The 18,175-nt window shown below is 67.6% G+C and carries 23 protein-coding genes; 10 read left to right on the forward strand and 13 right to left on the reverse strand.

Annotated elements, in window-relative coordinates; genetic code table 11:
* Window positions 1-16 precede the first annotated feature (16 nt).
* From rpsP to AC3A3G_RS09715, 3 genes are all read left to right on the forward strand, one after another.
* Window positions 17-514, forward strand: coding sequence for a 30S ribosomal protein S16 (gene rpsP / locus AC3A3G_RS09705; RefSeq protein ID WP_125899546.1), 498 nt, complete (start codon window positions 17-19; stop codon window positions 512-514).
* Between the two features lie 110 nt (window positions 515-624).
* Window positions 625-1,152 carry a ribosome maturation factor RimM gene (rimM, locus tag AC3A3G_RS09710; RefSeq protein WP_487488079.1) on the forward strand — a complete coding sequence of 176 codons (528 nt, stop codon included), beginning with the start codon at window positions 625-627 and terminating at the stop codon, window positions 1,150-1,152.
* Window positions 1,153-1,219: 67 nt separating this feature from the next.
* On the forward strand, window positions 1,220-1,924 hold the full coding sequence (locus AC3A3G_RS09715) for a glutathione S-transferase N-terminal domain-containing protein (RefSeq protein WP_487488080.1): 705 nt from the start codon (window positions 1,220-1,222) through the stop codon (window positions 1,922-1,924).
* Window positions 1,925-1,969: 45 nt separating this feature from the next.
* On the opposite strand, the gene AC3A3G_RS09720 is transcribed toward AC3A3G_RS09715, so the two are convergent.
* From AC3A3G_RS09720 to AC3A3G_RS09730, 3 genes are all read right to left on the reverse strand, one after another.
* The gene (locus AC3A3G_RS09720; protein WP_076224443.1) at window positions 1,970-2,143 is read right to left on the reverse strand and encodes a YegP family protein; all 174 of its coding nucleotides are present in this window, start codon (window positions 2,141-2,143) and stop codon (window positions 1,970-1,972) included.
* 101 nt (window positions 2,144-2,244) lie between these two features.
* The gene (locus tag AC3A3G_RS09725; RefSeq protein WP_200168213.1) at window positions 2,245-3,417 is read right to left on the reverse strand and encodes a benzoate/H(+) symporter BenE family transporter; all 1,173 of its coding nucleotides are present in this window, start codon (window positions 3,415-3,417) and stop codon (window positions 2,245-2,247) included.
* A 157-nt stretch (window positions 3,418-3,574) separates the two neighbouring features.
* A complete protein-coding gene (locus tag AC3A3G_RS09730; RefSeq protein ID WP_162200520.1) occupies window positions 3,575-4,372 on the reverse strand; it encodes an enoyl-ACP reductase FabI in 798 nt (265 codons plus the stop codon).
* A gap of 165 nt (window positions 4,373-4,537) precedes the next feature.
* Here AC3A3G_RS09730 and AC3A3G_RS09735 point away from each other — a divergent pair, with 165 nt between their 5' ends.
* Window positions 4,538-4,879 carry a DUF2794 domain-containing protein gene (locus AC3A3G_RS09735; RefSeq protein WP_200168214.1) on the forward strand — a complete coding sequence of 114 codons (342 nt, stop codon included), beginning with the start codon at window positions 4,538-4,540 and terminating at the stop codon, window positions 4,877-4,879.
* 213 nt (window positions 4,880-5,092) lie between these two features.
* Here AC3A3G_RS09735 and AC3A3G_RS09740 read toward each other — a convergent pair whose 3' ends face one another.
* Window positions 5,093-5,839 carry a Bax inhibitor-1/YccA family protein gene (locus AC3A3G_RS09740; protein WP_200168215.1) on the reverse strand — a complete coding sequence of 249 codons (747 nt, stop codon included), beginning with the start codon at window positions 5,837-5,839 and terminating at the stop codon, window positions 5,093-5,095.
* A 126-nt stretch (window positions 5,840-5,965) separates the two neighbouring features.
* On the opposite strand from AC3A3G_RS09740, the gene thpR reads away from it, so the two are divergent.
* From thpR to mmcB, 3 genes are read left to right on the forward strand one after another with little or no spacing between them, the layout of a single operon-like run.
* On the forward strand, window positions 5,966-6,505 hold the full coding sequence (gene thpR, locus AC3A3G_RS09745; protein ID WP_125899540.1) for an RNA 2',3'-cyclic phosphodiesterase: 540 nt from the start codon (window positions 5,966-5,968) through the stop codon (window positions 6,503-6,505).
* Window positions 6,502-7,068, forward strand: a complete 567-nt coding sequence (locus tag AC3A3G_RS09750; RefSeq protein WP_487488081.1) for a GNAT family N-acetyltransferase — start codon at window positions 6,502-6,504, stop codon at window positions 7,066-7,068. Before thpR ends, AC3A3G_RS09750 begins: the two co-directional genes overlap by 4 nt.
* Window positions 7,069-7,093: 25 nt before the next feature.
* Window positions 7,094-7,540, forward strand: coding sequence for a DNA repair putative endonuclease MmcB (mmcB, locus tag AC3A3G_RS09755; RefSeq protein ID WP_487488082.1), 447 nt, complete (start codon window positions 7,094-7,096; stop codon window positions 7,538-7,540).
* 4 nt (window positions 7,541-7,544) lie between these two features.
* On the opposite strand, the gene AC3A3G_RS09760 is transcribed toward mmcB, so the two are convergent.
* The 8 genes from AC3A3G_RS09760 to AC3A3G_RS09795 all read right to left on the reverse strand — a co-directional run bounded on the left by AC3A3G_RS09760 (window position 7,545) and on the right by AC3A3G_RS09795 (window position 13,531).
* Window positions 7,545-8,336, reverse strand: coding sequence for a kinase (locus AC3A3G_RS09760; RefSeq protein WP_487488083.1), 792 nt, complete (start codon window positions 8,334-8,336; stop codon window positions 7,545-7,547).
* Window position 8,337: 1 nt separating this feature from the next.
* A complete protein-coding gene (locus AC3A3G_RS09765) occupies window positions 8,338-8,658 on the reverse strand; it encodes a 2Fe-2S iron-sulfur cluster-binding protein (RefSeq protein WP_003166502.1) in 321 nt (106 codons plus the stop codon).
* Between the two features lie 115 nt (window positions 8,659-8,773).
* Window positions 8,774-9,571, reverse strand: coding sequence for a succinate dehydrogenase iron-sulfur subunit (locus AC3A3G_RS09770; protein WP_125899535.1), 798 nt, complete (start codon window positions 9,569-9,571; stop codon window positions 8,774-8,776).
* Between the two features lie 12 nt (window positions 9,572-9,583).
* Window positions 9,584-11,368 (reverse strand): succinate dehydrogenase flavoprotein subunit, encoded by a 1,785-nt coding sequence (gene sdhA / locus AC3A3G_RS09775; protein WP_200168219.1) that lies wholly within the window; start codon window positions 11,366-11,368, stop codon window positions 9,584-9,586.
* A 7-nt stretch (window positions 11,369-11,375) separates the two neighbouring features.
* A complete protein-coding gene (locus tag AC3A3G_RS09780) occupies window positions 11,376-11,771 on the reverse strand; it encodes a succinate dehydrogenase, hydrophobic membrane anchor protein (protein ID WP_487488084.1) in 396 nt (131 codons plus the stop codon).
* Window positions 11,768-12,229 carry a succinate dehydrogenase, cytochrome b556 subunit gene (gene sdhC, locus AC3A3G_RS09785; protein ID WP_487488085.1) on the reverse strand — a complete coding sequence of 154 codons (462 nt, stop codon included), beginning with the start codon at window positions 12,227-12,229 and terminating at the stop codon, window positions 11,768-11,770. Before sdhC ends, AC3A3G_RS09780 begins: the two co-directional genes overlap by 4 nt.
* 130 nt (window positions 12,230-12,359) lie before the next feature.
* Window positions 12,360-12,773 (reverse strand): HIT domain-containing protein, encoded by a 414-nt coding sequence (locus tag AC3A3G_RS09790; protein ID WP_487488086.1) that lies wholly within the window; start codon window positions 12,771-12,773, stop codon window positions 12,360-12,362.
* The gene (locus tag AC3A3G_RS09795) at window positions 12,770-13,531 is read right to left on the reverse strand and encodes an EcsC family protein (RefSeq protein WP_487488087.1); all 762 of its coding nucleotides are present in this window, start codon (window positions 13,529-13,531) and stop codon (window positions 12,770-12,772) included. The genes AC3A3G_RS09790 and AC3A3G_RS09795 overlap by 4 nt, the downstream gene beginning before the upstream one ends.
* 127 nt (window positions 13,532-13,658) lie before the next feature.
* On the opposite strand from AC3A3G_RS09795, the gene mdh reads away from it, so the two are divergent.
* On the forward strand, window positions 13,659-14,621 hold the full coding sequence (mdh, locus tag AC3A3G_RS09800; RefSeq protein ID WP_087141327.1) for a malate dehydrogenase: 963 nt from the start codon (window positions 13,659-13,661) through the stop codon (window positions 14,619-14,621).
* Window positions 14,622-14,752: 131 nt separating this feature from the next.
* On the opposite strand, the gene zapE is transcribed toward mdh, so the two are convergent.
* Window positions 14,753-15,865, reverse strand: a complete 1,113-nt coding sequence (zapE, locus tag AC3A3G_RS09805) for a cell division protein ZapE (RefSeq protein WP_487488088.1) — start codon at window positions 15,863-15,865, stop codon at window positions 14,753-14,755.
* A 149-nt stretch (window positions 15,866-16,014) separates the two neighbouring features.
* Between zapE and AC3A3G_RS09810 the strand changes: the two genes are divergently transcribed.
* On the forward strand, window positions 16,015-17,061 hold the full coding sequence (locus AC3A3G_RS09810) for an aspartate-semialdehyde dehydrogenase (protein WP_200168222.1): 1,047 nt from the start codon (window positions 16,015-16,017) through the stop codon (window positions 17,059-17,061).
* Window positions 17,062-17,165: 104 nt separating this feature from the next.
* Window positions 17,166-18,170 carry an EamA family transporter RarD gene (gene rarD, locus AC3A3G_RS09815; RefSeq protein WP_412876633.1) on the forward strand — a complete coding sequence of 335 codons (1,005 nt, stop codon included), beginning with the start codon at window positions 17,166-17,168 and terminating at the stop codon, window positions 18,168-18,170.
* Window positions 18,171-18,175: the final 5 nt, after the last annotated feature.

Consider the following 18,175-nt stretch of genomic DNA (forward strand, 5'->3'; position numbering starts at 1 on the left):
TAGAAAGAGACTGAAAATGCTGAAGATTCGTCTGGCCCGCGGCGGCGCCAAGAAGCGCCCCTACTACCACATCGTCATCGCCGACTCGCACAGCCCGCGCGACGGCAAGTTCATCGAGCGCGTCGGCAGCTACAACCCGATGCTGCCGAAGGACAGCGCCACCCCGCGCATCGTCCTGAAGGCTGACCGCATCTCGGAATGGCTGGCCAAGGGCGCTCAGCCGACCGACCGCGTCGCCCGCTTCATCAGCCAGAGCCAGGACGAAGTTCTGGTCGGCAAGGTCAAGTGGACCCAGAGCAACAACCCGAAGAAGGGCGAGCCGGGCAAGAAGGCCCAGGAACGCGCCGCTGAGCGCGCCCAGCGCGAAGCCGACCGCCTGGAAGCCGAAGCCGCCGCCAAGGCCGAGGCCGCTGAAGCCGCCGCCGCCGCCGCCGCTCCGGCCGTGGAAGAAGCGCCGGCTGAAGAAGCCCCTGCGGCTGAAGTCGCCGCTGAGGCGACCGAAGAGCAGGCCTGAGCCTTATCTCTTCATCCGGCCCCGGCCGGTTGAAACGGGAAAGCAGCGTCCTTCCGGGGCGCTGCTTTTCTGCTATCTGGACCCATCGCATCGGCAAACGGAGCTCGGCCATGAGCAGCGAAGACAGACTGATCCTGGTCGGCCAGATCGGCGGCGCCTTTGGGGTGAAGGGCGAGGTGCGGATCAGCGCCTATACCGCCGACGCCATGGCCCTGGTCGGCTATTCGCCGCTGCTGGGCGCCGACGGCAAGCCGGTGCTGACCCTGCTCTCGGCGCGGCCGGACAAGGCGGGCGTGGTGGCCAAGGTCAAGGAGATCGCGACGAAGGAAGAGGCCGACGTCCGGCGCGGCCAGAAGCTGTTCGTCACCCGCGACGCCCTGCCAGAGCCTGATGAAGACGAGTTCTACCTGACCGACCTGGTCGGGCTGGAGGGCCGCGATCCGGCCGATGTGGTGCTGGGCAAGGTGAAGTCGGTCCAGAACTTCGGCGCCGACGACATGCTGGAGATCACCCCGGCCGAGGGCGGCCCGACCTGGTATCTGCCCTTCACCCGCGAGGCGGCGCCGGAACTGCACATCAATGAGGGCTGGCTGCGCATCGTCCGTCCGACCGAAGTCAGCGATCGCGACGAAGACTGACGCCGAAGCGGTTGCGGTTTGGCTGGGGCTCCCGACATTAGGGGCTCAACCCGACCTGGAGCGCCCCATGGCCGATCTGTCCGCCTTTCCCGTCACCCGTCCGTTTCCGCCGCAACATCCCGACCGGCTGCAGCTCTATTCGCTGGCGACGCCCAATGGGGTGAAGGTCTCCATCCTGCTGGAGGAGCTGGGCCTGCCCTATGAGGCGCACCTGGTCGATATCCTCAACAATGAGACCTGGACGCCGGAATTCCTGTCGCTGAACCCCAACGGCAAGATCCCCGCCATCATCGATCCCGACGGGCCGGGTGGGAAGCCGCTGGCCCTGTTCGAGTCCGGCGCCATCCTGGTCTATCTGGCGGAGAAGACAGGGCGTTTCCTGCCGACCGATCCGGCGGCGCGCTATGAGACCCTGCAGTGGGTCTTCTTCCAGATGGCGGCCATCGGTCCGATGTTCGGCCAGGTTGGCTTCTTCCACAAATACGCGGGTCGAGAATTCGAGGACAAGCGGCCGCGCGATCGCTACGTCGCGGAATCGCGGCGTCTGCTGGGCGTGCTGGAGGGGCGTCTGGAGGGCCGAACCTGGATCATGGGCGACGACTACACCATCGCCGACATCGCCATCCTGGGCTGGGTGCGCAACCTGGTCGAACACTATGGGGCGGGCGAACTGGTCGGCTATGCGGATTTTCCGCGCGTGGCCGCCTGGCTGGGGCGCGGGCTGGCCCGTCCGGCCGTGCAGCGGGGCTTGAACGTCCCGGCGCAGCCGTAAGGCGAGGTTGCGGGGGCGGGCGGTGCGCCGCGCCCCCGCGCAGTCTCAGACTTCTTCGGTCGGGGCGTCGCCGACGTATTTCTTGATCGACTCGATGGCGCGCTTGGCGCCCGACTTGTCGGAATAGCCTTCGGTCGAGAAGATGATTTCCGAGTTGTATTTGAACCGGACGCGGAACTCGCCGGCCTTGTCCTGATAGACTTCGAACTTGTGCGCCATGATCGCCTCGCTCTGACGGCCGCCAGTCGGCCGAGGCGAGGAAGCTGCCACGGCCCCGCTCAAGGCGTAAAGGGCGTGAAATGTAAAAGGCCGTGAGACGCTCAGCCGCGCGCGGGAATCCAGCGCCGCGCCGCCAGAGCCAGGAAGCCGACCGCCAGGCCCCAGAAGGCCGAGCCGACCCCGAACAGGGCCACGCCCGACGCCGTGGCGGCGAAGGTCAGGACGGCCGCCTCGCGATCCTTGGCCTCGCCCATCATGGCCCCCAGCGATCCGGTCAGGGGCGCGATCAGGGCCAGGCCGGTGATGGCGGCCAGCGCCCCCGTCGGCATGGCGATGAACAGGCCCGCCAGCGGCGCGGCGAACAGGGCGACGACCAGGTAGAACAGGCCGTAGATCACTCCCACGGTCCAGCGTTTGGCGGCGTCCGGGTGGGCGTCGGGTTCGGTGCAGATGGCGGCGGTGATGGCGGCCAGATTGACCCCGTGCGCCCCGAACGGCGCCAGAAGCGTGCTGGTCAGCCCGCCCCAGAAGATCAGCTTTCCCGCGGGCGGGGCGTAGCCGGCGGCCCGCAGCACCACCAGACCGGGCAGGTTCTGCGACGCCAGCGTCACCAGATAGAGCGGCAGGGCCAGACTGACCGCCGCCTTCCAGTCGAAGGCGGGCATGACCGGCGACAGGGCGCCGAACAGGCCTGTCCCCTCGGGCAGGGCGACCTGACCGCGTAGCGTCAGCACGGCGAAGGCGGCGACCAGAACGGCGGGCAGGGACCAGGCGGGCGCCAGTTGACGCATGACCAGAAAGACCAGCAGCAGGCCTGCCGCCAGCATCAGATCGGTCGGGAAGACCAGGAACAGCCTGAGGCAGAAGGGCAGCAGCACCCCCGCCAGCATGGCTGAGGCCACGGCGGCCGGAATACGCTCGGCCAGCCGCCCCAGCGTCGGAACCAGTCCGGTCAGCACCATCATCAGCCCGGCGATGACGAAGGCGCCCACGGCCGTCGACCAGCCGAGGCCGAGCGTCGAGGCGGCCAGCAGGGCCGCGCCCGGCGTCGACCAGGCCAGGACGACCGGCATCTTCAACCGCCAGCTCAGCACCGCGCCGGGCAGGCCGATGCCCAGACACAGGGCGGTGACCATGGAGATGATCTGGGCCGGCGCCGCGCCCATGGCCTGTCCGGCCTGCACCACCAGGGCGACCGTGCCGCCGAAACCGACGACGGTCGCCACGGCGGCGGCCGAGAAACTGGCGGGCGGGGGCAGGCGTATGGAACTCATGCGCTCAAGCTAGGCCGGGCGGCGGTGCGTCGGAAGAGGAAACCTGTCCCTACCCGCTCATCCCGGCGGACGCCGGGATGAGCGGGTAGTGGGGGAGATGCAAAAAGGGCCGCCGGTTCGCCCGGCGGCCCTCTGTCTGTCCCAAACCCGGTCGGGTTCAGCCTTCCATGTCGTCCGGCAGGCCGACGGCGTGGAAGCCGGCGTCGACGTGGACGACCTCGCCCGTGGTCGAGCGGCCCAGGTCCGAGCACAGCCACAGGGCGGCGCCGGCGACGCCTTCCATCGAGGTCTCTTCCTTGATCAGCGAGAACTGGGCCGATTTGGAGTGCAGGCCGCGCCCGCCCGAAATGCCCGCCAGCGACAGGGTGCGCATGGCGCCCGCCGAAATGGCGTTGACGCGGATGTTCTTCGGACCCAGGTCGCGCGCGATGTAGCGGGTCGCGGCTTCCAGCGCGGCCTTGGCCACGCCCATGGTGTTGTAGTTCGGAATGACCCGTTCGGACCCCAGATAGGTCAGGGTGATCATCGAGCCGCCGTTCGGCATCAGCCTGGCCGAACGCTTGGCCACGTCGACGAAGCTGAAGGCCGAGATGTTCATGGCCAGCAGGAAGCTGTCGCGGGTGGTGTTGTCGACGAAGGAGCCCTTCAGCTCGTCCTTGTTGGCGAAGGCCACCGAGTGGACGACGAAGTCGATCGTGCCGAATTCCTTCTCCAGCTCGGCGAAGGCGGCGTCCATGGAGGCGTCGTCGGTGACGTCGGCCTGGATCAGCAGCTTGGCGCCGACGCTTTCGGCCAGCGGGCGCACGCGGCGCTCAAGACCTTCGCCCAGGTAGGTGAAGGCCAACTCGGCGCCCTGGGCGGCCAGCTGCGAGGCGATGCCCCAGGCGATGGAGCTGGAGTTCGCGACCCCCATGATCAGGCCCTTCTTGCCCTTCATGAGGTCTCCGGTGGGCATGTCCCAGCCTTCGCTCGTCGCCATGGGTTCGTCTCCGTATCTAGAACTTGTTCCGCCTTTTGGACGGGCGCGCGGCGGGTGACAAGCGTTCAGGCCCTGATCCGGCCCTGATCCGACCCGTGATCCGCCGCTGGCGTTTCGCGGCGAGCGGCCTAAGTTGAAGCCATGAGCTTCGACGTCGACAGTCCGAATGCGCAACCGGAGGCGGGGCCGGTCTTCTTCGACCGCCGCGAACTGGACCAGATGCTGCGGGTCTATGGGCGGATGGTGGCGGCGGGCGAATGGCGCGACTACGCCCTGGCCGGCCAGAAGGACCATGCCGAGTTCGCCGTCTTCCGCCGCCACGGCGACGCGCCGCTCTATCGCATCGAGAAGCGTCCGGCCCTGCGCCTGAAGCAGGGCCAGTGGGCCGTGATCGGCGAGGGCGGCCATGTGCTGAAGCGCGGCCGCGACCTGGCCCAGGTGCTGCGCGTCTTCGACAGTCGCAAGTTCACGGTGGTGGAGTAGAGAGCGCCCTTTCATTCCCGCTCATCCCGGCGTCCGCCGGGATGAGCGGAGCTAGGCAGTCGCCAACCCTCAACGTGAACGCAGCTAAGAAAAAGGCCCCGGCGTTGCTGCCGGGGCCTCATTCTTTTTTGGCCTATCGCCCTTCGGGCTGCTTGAGGCCTGCGCTCAAGTCGGCCGTGACCGCGTCACGGCCATAGCGCACTTGGAAAGCCCCTATTCGCGGCTGCCCATGAAGGCCAGCAGGAACTGGAACAGGTTGATGAAGTTGATGAACAGGCTCAGCGCGCCGAAGCCCGTCGCCACGCCCATCGCGTTCTTGTCGCCGCCCAGGGCGTAGTAGGTCATCTTCAGGCGCTGGGTGTCATAGGCGATCAGGCCCGAGAAGATCAGCACGCCGGCGCCCGAGATGATCAGGTACATCACGCCCGACTGCATGAAGATGTTCACGATCGAGGCGATGACCAGACCGATCACGCCCATGATCAGGAAGGTGCCCATGCCGGTCAGATCCTTCTTGGTCGTGTAGCCGACCAGGCTCAGACCCGCGAAGGCCGCGGCGGTGACGAAGAAGGTCGAGGCCAGCGAGCCGTTGGTGTAGCGCAGGAACAGCACGCCCAGGCCCGCGCCGATGGTGGCGACCACGGCCCAGTAGAGCATGTTCACGCCCTTGGCGGTCGGGTTCTTCATGAAGAACATCGAGCCGAACAACATGACCAGCGGCGAGAACTGGACGATCATGCCCAGCATCGTCAGGCCGATGCGGCCGTCCGGCATGCGTGCGAACAGCAGCTGCTGCACCGCCGGAACGTTGCCGGTGACGTAGGCCAGGGCGCCCGCGACGACCAGACCGATCGCCAGCTTGTTGTAAACGCCCAGCATGAAGGTGCGCAGACCGGCGTCGACGGACATGTCCGCCGACTGCGGAAGCGGGCGCGCATAGCCGTTGTTGAAATCGCTCATCGCGAAAGAAGTCTCCCATTCGGCCGGGAATGTCCCGACCTTTGGCTGAAATATCGGGATGCAGACGCATCCTTGCAAGAAAAACCGGACTTCCGGCCGCCGGTTCCGCCCGCTACCAAGGGTCGCATGTTGCGCCTGTTCACCGCCATCGCCATTCCCGAGGACGTCGCCGAGACCCTGGCGCGGCGTCAATCCGGCCTGCCCGGCGCGCGCTGGCGGCCGCTGGACGCCCTGCATGTCACCCTGGCCTTCTATGGCGAGGCGTCCGAGCGCACGGCCGACGATCTGGCCTCGGAGCTGACCCGCGCCGAGGGCGGCGGGGCGTTCGAGATCACCCTGAACGGCGTCGGCGCCTTCGGCGACGCCCATCGCAGCCATACCCTGTGGGCCGGGCTGGAGCGGTCCGAGCGGCTGAACGTCCTGGCCGGGCGCTGCCGGTCGGCGGGCGAGCGGGCAGGCGTTCCGCCGGAAAAACGTGAATACCGGCCGCACGTCACCCTGGCCTATCTAAAGCCCCAGGCGAATCCCGATCGCATCGGCGCCTGGATCACCGGGCACAATCTGCTGAAGTCGCCGCCGATCCGGGTGGATCGCTTCGGGCTTTACTCCAGCGTCCTGACCGGGGACGGCAGCGTCTACACCCTGGAACGCGAGTATCTGTTGTGATCGACCGCCCGACATCGCCCCTCGGTCCCACGCTGGAGACCGAACGCCTGTTTCTGCGCCCGCCGACGCTGGAGGATTTTCCGCGCTGGGCCGACTTCATGAGCGACCCCGAGACGACGCGCTTCATCGGCGGGGTGCAGTCCCGGCATGAGGTGTGGCGCGGCATCGCCTCGGTCGCGGGCATGTGGGCGCTGCACGGCGAGGGCATGTTCTCGCTGATCGAGAAGACGACCGGCCTGTGGATGGGGCGCATCGGGCCGCTGCATCCCTATGGCTGGCCGGGCCGCGAGGTGGGCTGGAGTCTGCACCGCGACGCCACGGGCAAGGGCTATGCGATGGAGGCCGCTGCGGCGACGATGGACTACGCCTGCGACGTGCTGGACTGGCCGGACGTCATCCACTGCATCGACCCCGACAACCGGGCGTCGGAGAAGGTGGCCGAACGGCTCGGCTCGACCAATCGCGGGCCGGGCGTCATGCCGCCGCCCTTCCATGAGCACGCGGTCAATCTGTGGGGCCAGACGCGCGAGCAGTGGCGCGTGAACCGGCAGCGCTTGCGGTAGGAACATAGGCGGAACATAAAGGCGCATGGCCGCCGCCGCGCTTCACCTCGAACTGGTCTTCAGCCGCCCGGAGACGACCCTGTCCGTCACGCGGGGCGCGGCGCGGCTGATGCTGGACATGGGCTATGCGCCCCTGCTGGAGGTCTGCCTGCCCAATGGACGGCGCGCCGATGTCATGGCCCTGGGGCCCAAGGGCGACATCGTCATCTGCGAGGTGAAGTCGGGCGTCGACGACTATCGCGTCGACCGCAAATGGCAGGAGTACGGTCCCTTCTGCGACGCCTTCTACTTCGCTGTCGCGCCGGAGTTTCCGCAGGGCGTATTGCCGGACGAGCCGGGCCTGATCGTGGCCGATGGCTTCGGCGGGGCGGTGGTGCGCGACGCGCCCGTCACCCCCCTGGCGCCCGCGCGCCGCAAGGCCCTGACCCTGGCCTTCGCTCGCCTGGGCGCGCTCCGGACGATGCGGGACTGAGCCTTCAGGTTGCGAGGAGGCGTCGGCTGCGGTTCAGAGCAAAAGTCATGTCGGCTTGTATCCCCCCGGCCAGCATATGGCGGGTGATCCGCTCGAAATGCTGGATGAAGACGGCCAGTTCGGCGCGCCGGGCGGGCGGAAGATCGGCGGGCGGCAGATCCATCAGCCTCGCCTCCTGCTCGCAGCGCCAGTCCAGCACGGCGTCGAAGGACGGCGCCTTGAGGAACAGCACCGCGTCGAAGCGGGCGAAGACTTCGGCGTAGGGACCGGTCAGGGCGGCGTTGGAGGCGCGTCGCCAGATCCCCTGCCTGTCCCGTTCGGCCTCCAGGGCGTTGACCGGCGCGGCGAGGTCAGCCTCGGCCTGCGGCGTCGCGCCCAGGCACCAGCCGTCGACCAACACCGCCGACGGGCGGCCCGCAAACACAGGCCAGTCCGTTCTGGGCGCGCGATCATCGGCCAGCTTGTCGAAGGCGGGAAGCGGCGTGCGGCTGTCGGCGCCGGCGGCGCGCAGGGCGGCCAGGGTTCGCTCCAGCAGCGCCAGATCATGCGTCCCCGGCGGGCCGCGCACGGCGAACAGGGGATGGACCTCGCGGGCCAGGGCCTGGCGCTCGGCCCTGGTCAGATAGACGTCGTCCAGCGACAGGTGCGCGGCCCCCGAGCGTTGGGCCGCCGCGCGGGCCAGGGTGGTCTTGCCGGAGCCTTGCGCTCCGGCGATCCCGATCAGAGGAATGTGGTCCGGCCGGGCATGGAGGGCGGCCAGAGACCCGACCGCGTCCAGCAGCCGGGCGTCGATCATCTCAGTGCTGGCTTTCCGGCAGGCGCACGATCAGGCCGTCCAGGTCGTCGGTGACGCGGATCTGGCAGGACAGGCGGCTGTTCGGCTCGACGTTCTCGGCGAAGTCCAGCATGGACTCTTCCATGGCCGAGGGGCGGCCCGTCTCGGCGGCGAAATTCTCGTCGACATAGACATGGCAGGTGGCGCAGGCGCAGGCCCCGCCGCAGTCGGCGTCGATACCCGGCACATTGTTGCGGATCGCGCCCTCCATCACGGACAGGCCTTTCTTGACCTCGACCGTGTGCTCGGTTCCGTCGTGCTCGATGTAGGTGATCTTGGGCATGGAAGCGGTCTTAACTCTGGATGCGGGGTTGGCAAGCCTTGCTACGCGCCGGCCAAGGAAAACCCCCGGAACCAGGCGGCGCCGGGGGCTTTTCTTTTCGTTCGGACCGGCTGGATCAGGCGGCCGTCTTCTTGCGGGACGGCGAAACCATCAGCTTCTTGGTCTCGGCGATCGCCTTGGCCGGGTTCAGCCCCTTGGGGCAGACCTGGGCGCAGTTCATGATCGTGTGGCAGCGATACAGCTTGAACGGGTCTTCCAGGTCGTCGAGACGCTTCTGGGTGGCGTCGTCGCGGCTGTCCGAGATCCAGCGGTAGGACTGCAGCAGGGCCGCCGGGCCGAGGTATTCCTCCTGGTTCCACCAGTAGCTCGGGCACGAGGTCGAGCAGCAGGCGCACAGGATGCACTCGTACAGGCCGTCCAGCTTTTCACGGTCTTCCGGCGACTGCAGACGCTCCTTCTCCGGGTCGGGCGTGTCCGACTGGAGGTAGGGCTGGATCGAGTCGTACTGGGCGTAGAACAGCGACAGGTCCGTCACCAGATCCTTGACCACCGGCTGGTGGGGCAGGGGGGCGATGGTGATGTTGTGCGACGAGCACTCGTCCCAGCCCTTGGTGCAGGCCAGGGTGTTGCGGCCGTCGATGTTCATCGAGCACGAGCCGCAGATGCCTTCACGGCACGAGCGACGGAACGACAGGGTCGGGTCGATCTCGTTCTTGATGTGGATCAGGGCGTCCAGCAGCATGGGGCCGTGATCGTCGGTCGAGACCTCGTAGGAGTCCCAGCGCGGATCGGCGTCCGTCTCCGGGTCGTAGCGATAGACCTTGTAGGTCTTGACGTTCTTGGCGCCGGCCGGAGCCTTGTGGACCTTGCCGGTCGTGGGCTTGGAGCCGCGCGGGAGGTTGAGCTGAACCATCTGCGATCCCCCTTAGTAAACCCGAGCCTTGGGCTCGATGTACGAGACCTCGTCGGTCATCGTGTATTTGTGCACAGGACGGTAGTCGATCTGGACGCCTTCGCCCGGACGCTTCCACGCCAGGGTGTGCTTCATCCAGTTGACGTCGTCGCGGTCCGGATAGTCCTCGCGGGCGTGGGCGCCGCGCGATTCCGTGCGGTTGGCCGCGCCTTCGATGGTGACGACGGCCTGGGCGATCAGGTTGTCGTACTCCAGCGTCTCCACCAGGTCCGTGTTCCAGATCAGGCCGCGGTCCGTGGTCTTGATGTCCGAGCCGGCGGCGTCGATCGAGCGCAGCTTCTGGACGCCTTCGTCCAGGGTCTTGCCGGTGCGGAAGACGGCGGCGTCGGCCTGCATGGCGCGCTGCATCTCCAGACGCAGGTGCGCCGTGGGGGTCGAGCCCGAGGCGTTGCGGAAGCGATCCAGGCGCGCCAGGTGCGCGTCGGTCTGGGCCTTGGAGGCCGACGGCACGGCCGAGGCCTTGTCCACGACCTCGCCGCAGCGCAGGCCGACGGCGCGGCCGAACACCACCAGGTCGGTCAGGGAGTTTGAGCCCAGACGGTTGGCGCCGTGCACCGAGACGCAGGCGGCCTCGCCCACGGCCATCAGGCCCGGAACCACGCTGTCGGGGTTGCCGTCGCGCAGCGTCAGCACCTCGCCGTGATAGTTCGTCGGGATGCCGCCCATGTTGTAGTGGACGGTCGGCAGGACCGGGATCGGCTCCTTGGTCACATCGACGCCGGCGAAGATCTTGGCCGATTCCGAGATGCCCGGCAGGCGCGCGTGCAGGATCTTGGGATCCAGGTGATCCAGGTGCAGGAAGATGTGGTCCTTGTTCGGACCCACGCCGCGGCCTTCGCGAATCTCGATGGTCATGGAGCGCGAAACCATGTCGCGCGGGGCCAGATCCTTCACGGTCGGCGCATAGCGCTCCATGAAGCGCTCGCCTTCGGAGTTGGTCAGATAGCCGCCTTCACCGCGGGCGCCCTCGGTGATCAGACAGCCTGCGCCGTAGATGCCGGTCGGGTGGAACTGCACGAACTCCATGTCCTGCAGCGGCAGGCCGGCGCGCAGCACCATGGCGTTGCCGTCGCCGGTGCAGGTGTGGGCCGAGGTGGCCGAGAAATAGGCGCGGCCGTAGCCGCCGGTCGCCAGCACCACCATCTTGGCGCGGAACTGGTGCAACTGGCCGGTGTCGAGCTGCAGCGCGGTGACGCCGGTGCAGGCGCCGTCCTGCATGATCAGGTCCAGCGCGAAATACTCGATGAAGAACTTCACCTCGCGACGGACCGACTGGCCGTACAGGGTGTGCAGGATGGCATGGCCGGTGCGGTCGGCGGCGGCGCAGGTGCGCTGCACCGGGCCTTCGCCGAAGTTGCGGGTCATGCCGCCGAAGGCGCGCTGATAGATCTTGCCTTCATCGGTGCGGCTGAAGGGCACGCCCCAGTGTTCCAGCTCGTAAACGGCCTGCGGCGCGTTGCGGACCAGATATTCGATGGCGTCCTGGTCGCCCAGCCAGTCCGACCCCTTGACGGTGTCGTACATGTGCCACTGCCAGGAGTCCTCGCCCATGTTGCCGAGCGAGGCGGAGATGCCGCCCTGGGCCGCCACGGTGTGCGAGCGGGTCGGGAAGACCTTGGTGACGCAGGCGACCTTCAGGCCCTGCTGGGCGGCGCCGAGGGCGGCGCGCAGGCCGGAGCCCCCGGCGCCGACTACGACGACGTCGTATTCGTGATCGATAAGCTCGTATGCAGCCATGGCGGGATCAGACTCCGGCCGGCAGCGGGGCCGAGCCCAGCGCCAGACGCACGATGAAGAAGACGCTGGCGGCCGCCAGCACGAGGAAGACCAGGTTCGACACCAGGATCAGGGCCGAGCGGGAGGAAGCGGGGACGTAGTCCTCGAGGATCACCTTCCAGGCCAGGCTGGCGAACAGGCAGAAGACCACCGCCGTCACGGCCAGCAGCCCGGCGTTCAGGGGGCTGCCGAACCAGGCGATGACCGCGCCGTAGTCGGCGCCGGCCAGGGTGAAGCCGGTCGACAGAGCCCACAGGCCCAGCGGCATCAGGGCCAGCAGAGCCAGCTTTTCGAGCTTCCATTCCCCGGCGCCGTGGCGCTCGGAGATTTTCACATTGTTCTTGAACTTGGGCGCGGCGCTCACAGCGAAACCTTTCCGGTAGCGAACAGCACGACCCAGAACAGGACGGCCAGGACGATCGGACCCCAGACGGCGATCTGGGCCATCAGGTTGGCGGACGTGAGGTCCAGCCCCTTGCCGGCGTCGTTGATCAGGTGGCGCGCACCGTTCAGCAGGAAGGAGAACAGCACCCACGTCAGGCCGAACCAGATGAACAGACCGAACGGCGAGCCCGAGAAGGCGGCGAGCGAGGCGAAGGCGTCCGGGCCGCAGGCGACGATCGCGACCCAGCCCAGCAGCAGGACGACGCCCACGCTGGCCGTGCCGATGGTGACGCGGAACAGGATCGACGCGACCATGGTCATGTGCCAGCGCCAGATATCGGTGAAGGGCGACATCGGTGCGACGTGCCCGTTGGGGTGACGGACGTAGCGGCCCGTCCGGTCGCCAGTTTCGCCCGCAGCCGGGGGAGTGTTCGACATGCGAATGATTCTCAAAAAACCCGTGGAAATTCAGGGCCGGATTGCAGTGCAACAGGCTTTAGTGACGCAGACGGGGGGGTGTCAACGAAGGGGGGCGATTCCGAACGAAAGTCGGTCCCCAAGCCTCGGATCAGAAGGAAGCGACGTGCGCCAGGGCCGCATCGCGCGTTTCGGTTGTGCAAGGAACCGCCCCCGGACGCCCCCAGACCGGATCGGGCCACAGGGGGTCGTCGCGGCGGCGGCCGACCACATGGACGTGAAGCTGGGCCGTGACATTGCCCAGGGCGGCGACGTTCAGCTTGTCGACAGCGACGCCGCGCAGGGCGCCCAGTTCACGCACCAGGGCGCCGGCGCGGACGATCTCCTCGCTCAGAAGGGCGCGCTGCTCGGGCGTCAGGTCTTCCAGCTCGACCGCGCCGGGGACGCGCGGCAGGAGGATCAGCCAGGGAAAGCGGCCGTCGTCCTGAAGCCGCACCTGGCACAGGGGCCAGTCGGCGGCGAAGACGGAGGCGGCCTCGAAGGCGGGGTCGGCGGCGAAGCTCATGCGGCGTCCTGATCGGCGAGAAGACGCAGGCGATAGGCGTTCATCGCCGTCTCGGCCAGACGCTGGGTCATGCGCCAGTTGACCACGGCCCCGATCGGCGCGCCGACCAGGGGCAGCAGCTGGGCCAGCTTGGCCACGTCGATGTAGTCGCGATACTCCAGCTGGAACTTGCGCCAGTCGAAGGTCTTCAGGGCGTCGGGATCATGCGGGGCGCGCATGGCGGCCTCCAGCGCGGCCAGGGCCTCGGGGCGATGCCGGGCGCTGGAGAAGGCCAGCTGGAAGATGCGCAGGACGATCACCCGCTCCTTCAAGTCGCGCCCGGAATAGCCGTAGAGGGCGGCGATCTCGAACAGCATCTTGACCTTGATCGCCATCAGGGCGGGAAAGTCCGCCGCCGCCATCAGGAAGCCCCCGGCGCCCGCCACCCCGCCCTCGACGCTGGCGGTGGTGCGATACAGCTCGACGCGGGCGCGGACCCTGGCTTCGCGCTCCTGCAGGGCGCCTTCGGTCAAGGGGCGGGCGGTGGTCCACTCCGACCCGGCCAGCAGTCCCCGCGTCATCTGCTGGACGGCGCCGGTCACGATCTCGTGCACGCGCTCGGGAATGACGCGGTTGATGCGGTCCTGGGTCGCGCGGGTGGTCTTGTCCCACAGGCCGGGCCGTTTCAGCTGGCGGTCGCGCCAGGCTAGGGCGTCGGCCAGGGCGCGCGCCTCATAGGCGGCGTCCGTCATCAGGGGAGCGTCCGTGGGTTTGGCCATGGCCGCAGCCTCGCAGGCCCCGACGAAAGGCGCAACGCGGAACGCTTGCCGCGACCCGCCGACAGGTCTAGACCGCCGTTCCAGCGACTACCGTTTCGCACACGCAATATCGACTGGAGAGACCTGAATGGCTCGCGCGAAGATCGCCCTTATCGGCGCCGGAATGATCGGCGGAACCCTGGCCCACGTGGCCGCGCGCGAAGCGCTGGGCGACGTCATCCTGTTCGACATCGCCGAAGGCACCCCCCAGGGCAAGGCTCTGGACATCGCCGAAGCCTCGGCCGTCTTCGGTCAGGACGTGGCCCTGAAGGGCGCCAACGACTACGCCGACATCGCGGGCGCCGATGTCTGCATCGTCACCGCCGGCGTGCCGCGCAAGCCGGGCATGAGCCGCGACGACCTGATCGGCATCAATCTGAAAGTGATGAAGGCCGTCGGCGAGGGCATCAAGCAGCACGCCCCCAACGCCTTCGTCATCTGCATCACCAACCCGCTCGACGCCATGGTCTGGGCCCTGCAGAAGTTCTCTGGTCTGCCCAAGGAGAAGGTCATCGGCATGGCCGGCGTGCTGGACTCGGCCCGCTTCGCCTACTTCCTGGCTGAAAAGACGGGCGTTTCGGTGCAGGACATCCACGCCTGGACCCTGGGCGGTCACGGCGACGACATGGTGCCGATGGTGCGCCACTCGACGGTCGGCGGCCTGCCGTTGCCGGACGCCGTCGCCGCTGGCTTCCTGAGCCAAGCCGACCTGGACGCCATCGTCGAGCGCACCCGCAAGGGCGGCGGCGAGATCGTGGCCCTGCTGAAGACCGGCTCGGCCTTCTACGCCCCGGCTGAATCCGCCATCGCCATGGCCAAGTCCTACCTGCTGGATCAGAAGCGCGTCCTGCCGTGCGCCGTGTGGCTGTCGGGCGAATACGGCCTGTCGGACCTCTACGTCGGCGTCCCGGCCCTGATCGGCGCCGCGGGCGTCGAAAAGGTCATCGAGTTCACCACCAACGACGACGAAAAGGCGATGTTCGCCAAGTCGGTCGCCTCGGTCCAGGGCCTGATCCAGGCCTGTAAGGACATTGAGCCTTCCTTGGCTTAAGGGCGCTATCGCGCGGCTCGCTGCTTGAGCGCTTAGACGTTTGATATGGAAGGGGGCCGCGTCTTCGGATGCGGCCCTTTTTAGTGCGCCATCCCTGAAAACCGCTCATCCCGGCGGACAGGAGGGGAGGCTCAGGCCGCCTCGGCTTCCTGGCGCTGCTCCAGCCAGGTCTCGCTCTGCATCTCGTTGAAGCGCGACACCGTCCGTTCGAACTCGAAGGCGCCGACGCCTTCGGTGTAGAGGGCCTCGGGCGCGGCCTGCGCCAGGACGACCAGGCGGGTCTTGGCCTCATAGAGCGCATCCACCAGCGTCACCAGGCGGCGCGCCTCATGATGGTTGGCCGGGCTGAGCAGGGGCACGTCGGCCAGGAACAGGGTGTGGAAGCGCCGGGCGACGGCCAGATAGTCCTGCGGCCCCAAGGGGCGGCCGCACAACTCGTTGAAGGTCGCGCGCGCCATGCCGCCGACCGTGCGCTCCAGCTTCACCTCGCGGCCCAGCACCGGCAGGGCGATGGGTTCTTCCGGCTCGCCGCCCTTGAGGTCGGACCACAGGGTCTCGAAGCCTTGCCGCGCCTCGGCGTCCAACGGCGAGAACCAGACCTTGGCCCCGGCCATGCGGTCCAGGCGGAAGTCGCGGGCGCCCGCCGTCTCGACCACGTCGCAGCGCTGGCGGATGATGTCGATGAAGGGCAGGAAGAGCTGGCGGTTGATGCCGTTCTTGTAGAGGTCTTCGGGCGCGCGGTTCGAGGTGACGGCCAGCACCACCTTCTTCTCGAACAGGGCCTCGAACAGCCGGCCCAGGATCATGGCGTCGGCGATGTCCGTCACCTGCAGTTCGTCGAAGCACAGCAGGCGCGCCTCGGAGGCGATCAGGGCCGCGATCGGCGGAATGGGGTCGTCGCCCTTGCTGGTTCCGAACACGTCCTTGCGGCTGCGCGGCGTGCCGTCGCGCCACTGTTTCACCAGGTCATGGATGCGCGCCATGAAGGCGTGGAAGTGAGCGCGGACCTTCTTCTGCTCAGGCGTCGAGGAATAGAAGAGGTCCATCAGCATGGACTTGCCGCGTCCCGGCGGGCCCCAGATGTAGATGCCCCTGACCTCGGGCAGGGCGCCGAACAGCCCCTTCTTCGACAGGTCGGTCTCCAGCCGCTCCAGCGCGCCGATCAGGGCGGCCTGGGCCGGTTCGGGCGTGATCACGCCCTCTTCCACGCGGATGTCGTAAGCGTTGCGGATACGGGAGGTCATGGCCAGCAGATAGCCATCGGATGGGGCCGGGGGAAGGCGCTCGCGGATTCGGGCGACGAATTGGAGGATTCTGGTTGCTTCGCGACTGCGAAAGACCCAAATGCAGAAGCGTTTCTCCCAAACGCCCCCGAACAAAGGATGATTTCATCATGGGCTATCGCGTCGCCGTCGTAGGCGCCACCGGCAATGTCGGTCGGGAAATCCTGACCATTCTCGAGGAAGAGAACTTCCCCGTTGAACAGATGCACGCGATCGCCTCCCGAAAATCCAAAGGCGTCGAGGTCTCCTTCGGCGACAAGACCATCAAATGCCAGGACATCGAGCAGTTCGACTTCTCGAGCGTCGACCTGGTGCTGATGAGCGCCGGCGGCGACGTCTCGCGCGCCTGGTCCGAGAAGATCGGCAAGGCCGGTCCCATCGTCATCGACAACTCCTCGGCCTTCCGTCAAGATCCGGACGTGCCGCTGATCGTGCCGGAGGTGAACCCGGACGACGCCAAGCTGGCGACCAAGAAGAACATCGTCGCCAATCCCAACTGCTCGACCGCTCAGCTGGTGGTGGCGCTGAAGCCGCTGCATGACGCGGCCAAGATCAAGCGCGTCGTCGTCTCGACCTATCAGTCCGTCTCGGGCGCCGGGAAGGAAGGCATGGACGAGCTGTGGAACCAGACCAAGGCCATCTACGGCCTGGGCGACGCCACGCCGAAGAAGTTCCCCAAGCAGATCGCCTTCAACGTCATTCCCTACATCGGTTCGTTCCGCGACGACGGCTACACCGACGAGGAAGCCAAGATGTGGGACGAGACGCACAAGATGCTCGACCCGTCGATCAAGCTGACCGTCACCTGCGTGCGCGTGCCGGTCTTCGTCGGCCACTCCGAAGCCGTGACGGTCGAGTTCGACCGCTCGATCGAACCGGACGAGGCGCGCGAAATCCTGCGCGAGGCGCCCGGGATCCTGGTCGTCGATAAGCAGGAGCATGACGGCTACATCACCCCGGTCGACGCCGCGGGCGAGCACGCCGTCTATGTGTCGCGTATCCGCAAGGATCCGACGGTCGAGAACGGCCTGTCGTTCTGGGTGGTGTCGGATAACCTGCGCAAGGGCGCGGCCCTGAACGCCGTGCAGATCGCCCAGTTGCTGGACGAGACCGGCGTCATCTCGCCCAAGAGCGGCTACCGCACTTTGACTGTCTAAGAAGAGGCCCCTAGCCTCGCACGCGGTGCGAGGCTGGTTGAGGGGCGTCAGTCGTGTTGTCCCCCGCCGCGTCGGCGATGCGGCGGGGATCGAAAGGTTCCAGTGTGAGCGCCTCCCCTGCTCCTGCCGCGTCCGAAGCCCGCGCCGCCCTGGCGGCGGGGGTGCTCTGCTACCTGCTGTGGGGCTTCATTCCCCTGGTGTTCCAGCAGATGGCGCATCAGGGCGCCGACGCCTGGGAGATCATGGGCCACCGCGCCCTCTGGGGCCTGGTCTGGGCCCTGATCCTGGTCATGCTGTCGCGCCAGTGGACGCAGGTCGTCGCCGTCTTCCGCCAGCCCAAGGTGCTGGGCTGGCTGGCCCTGTCGGCGGTGCTGATCGCCGCCAACTGGACCACATACGTCATGGCGGTGAACAACGGCCGGACGTTGGACGCCTCACTGGGCTATTATCTCAATCCGCTGCTGAACATGGCCGCCGGGGCCTGGTTGTTCCGTGAGCGGATCGATCGTTTCGGCGTCATCGCCATCGTCCTGGCGGCGATCGGCGTGGTGCTTCAGGCGGTCGCCTTGGGCCATGCGCCTTGGGTGTCGTTGCTGCTGGCCTTCAGCTTCGCCGGCTACGGCATCATCCGCAAACGGGTCTCGGTCGACGCCCAGACCGGCCTGTTCATGGAATGCCTGCTGCTGGCCCTGCCCGGCCTGGCCTGGGTCGTCTTTATCGAGGCGACGGGTCAGGGCCATTTCACCGCCTCCCCCGCCGCCACCGCCTGGCTGCTGTTCGCCGGACCGGCGACGGTCATCCCGCTGGCCCTCTTCGCCTGGGCGGCGCGGCGGATGCCCTTGTCCAGCATGGGCTTTCTGCAGTTCCTGGCGCCGACCATCGTCTTCGTCATCGGTGCCTTGCAGGGCGAGGCCCTCGGAAGTCTGCGCATCGCCTCCTTCGCCTTCATCTGGGTCGGGGCCGCCGTCTTCGCTTTGGGCGCGGTGCTCAAGGTGCGTCGAGCGTCGGACACCGCCGAGACCATAGTGGCGCCCGAACCGGGCCTGCTGGACGACCCGGCCGAGGACCGCATGGACGCCCTCGGCGAGAATCCTCCGCCTGTGCGTTGAGGTCG

Source organism: Brevundimonas sp. Soil_N_31, from assembly GCF_057655995.1.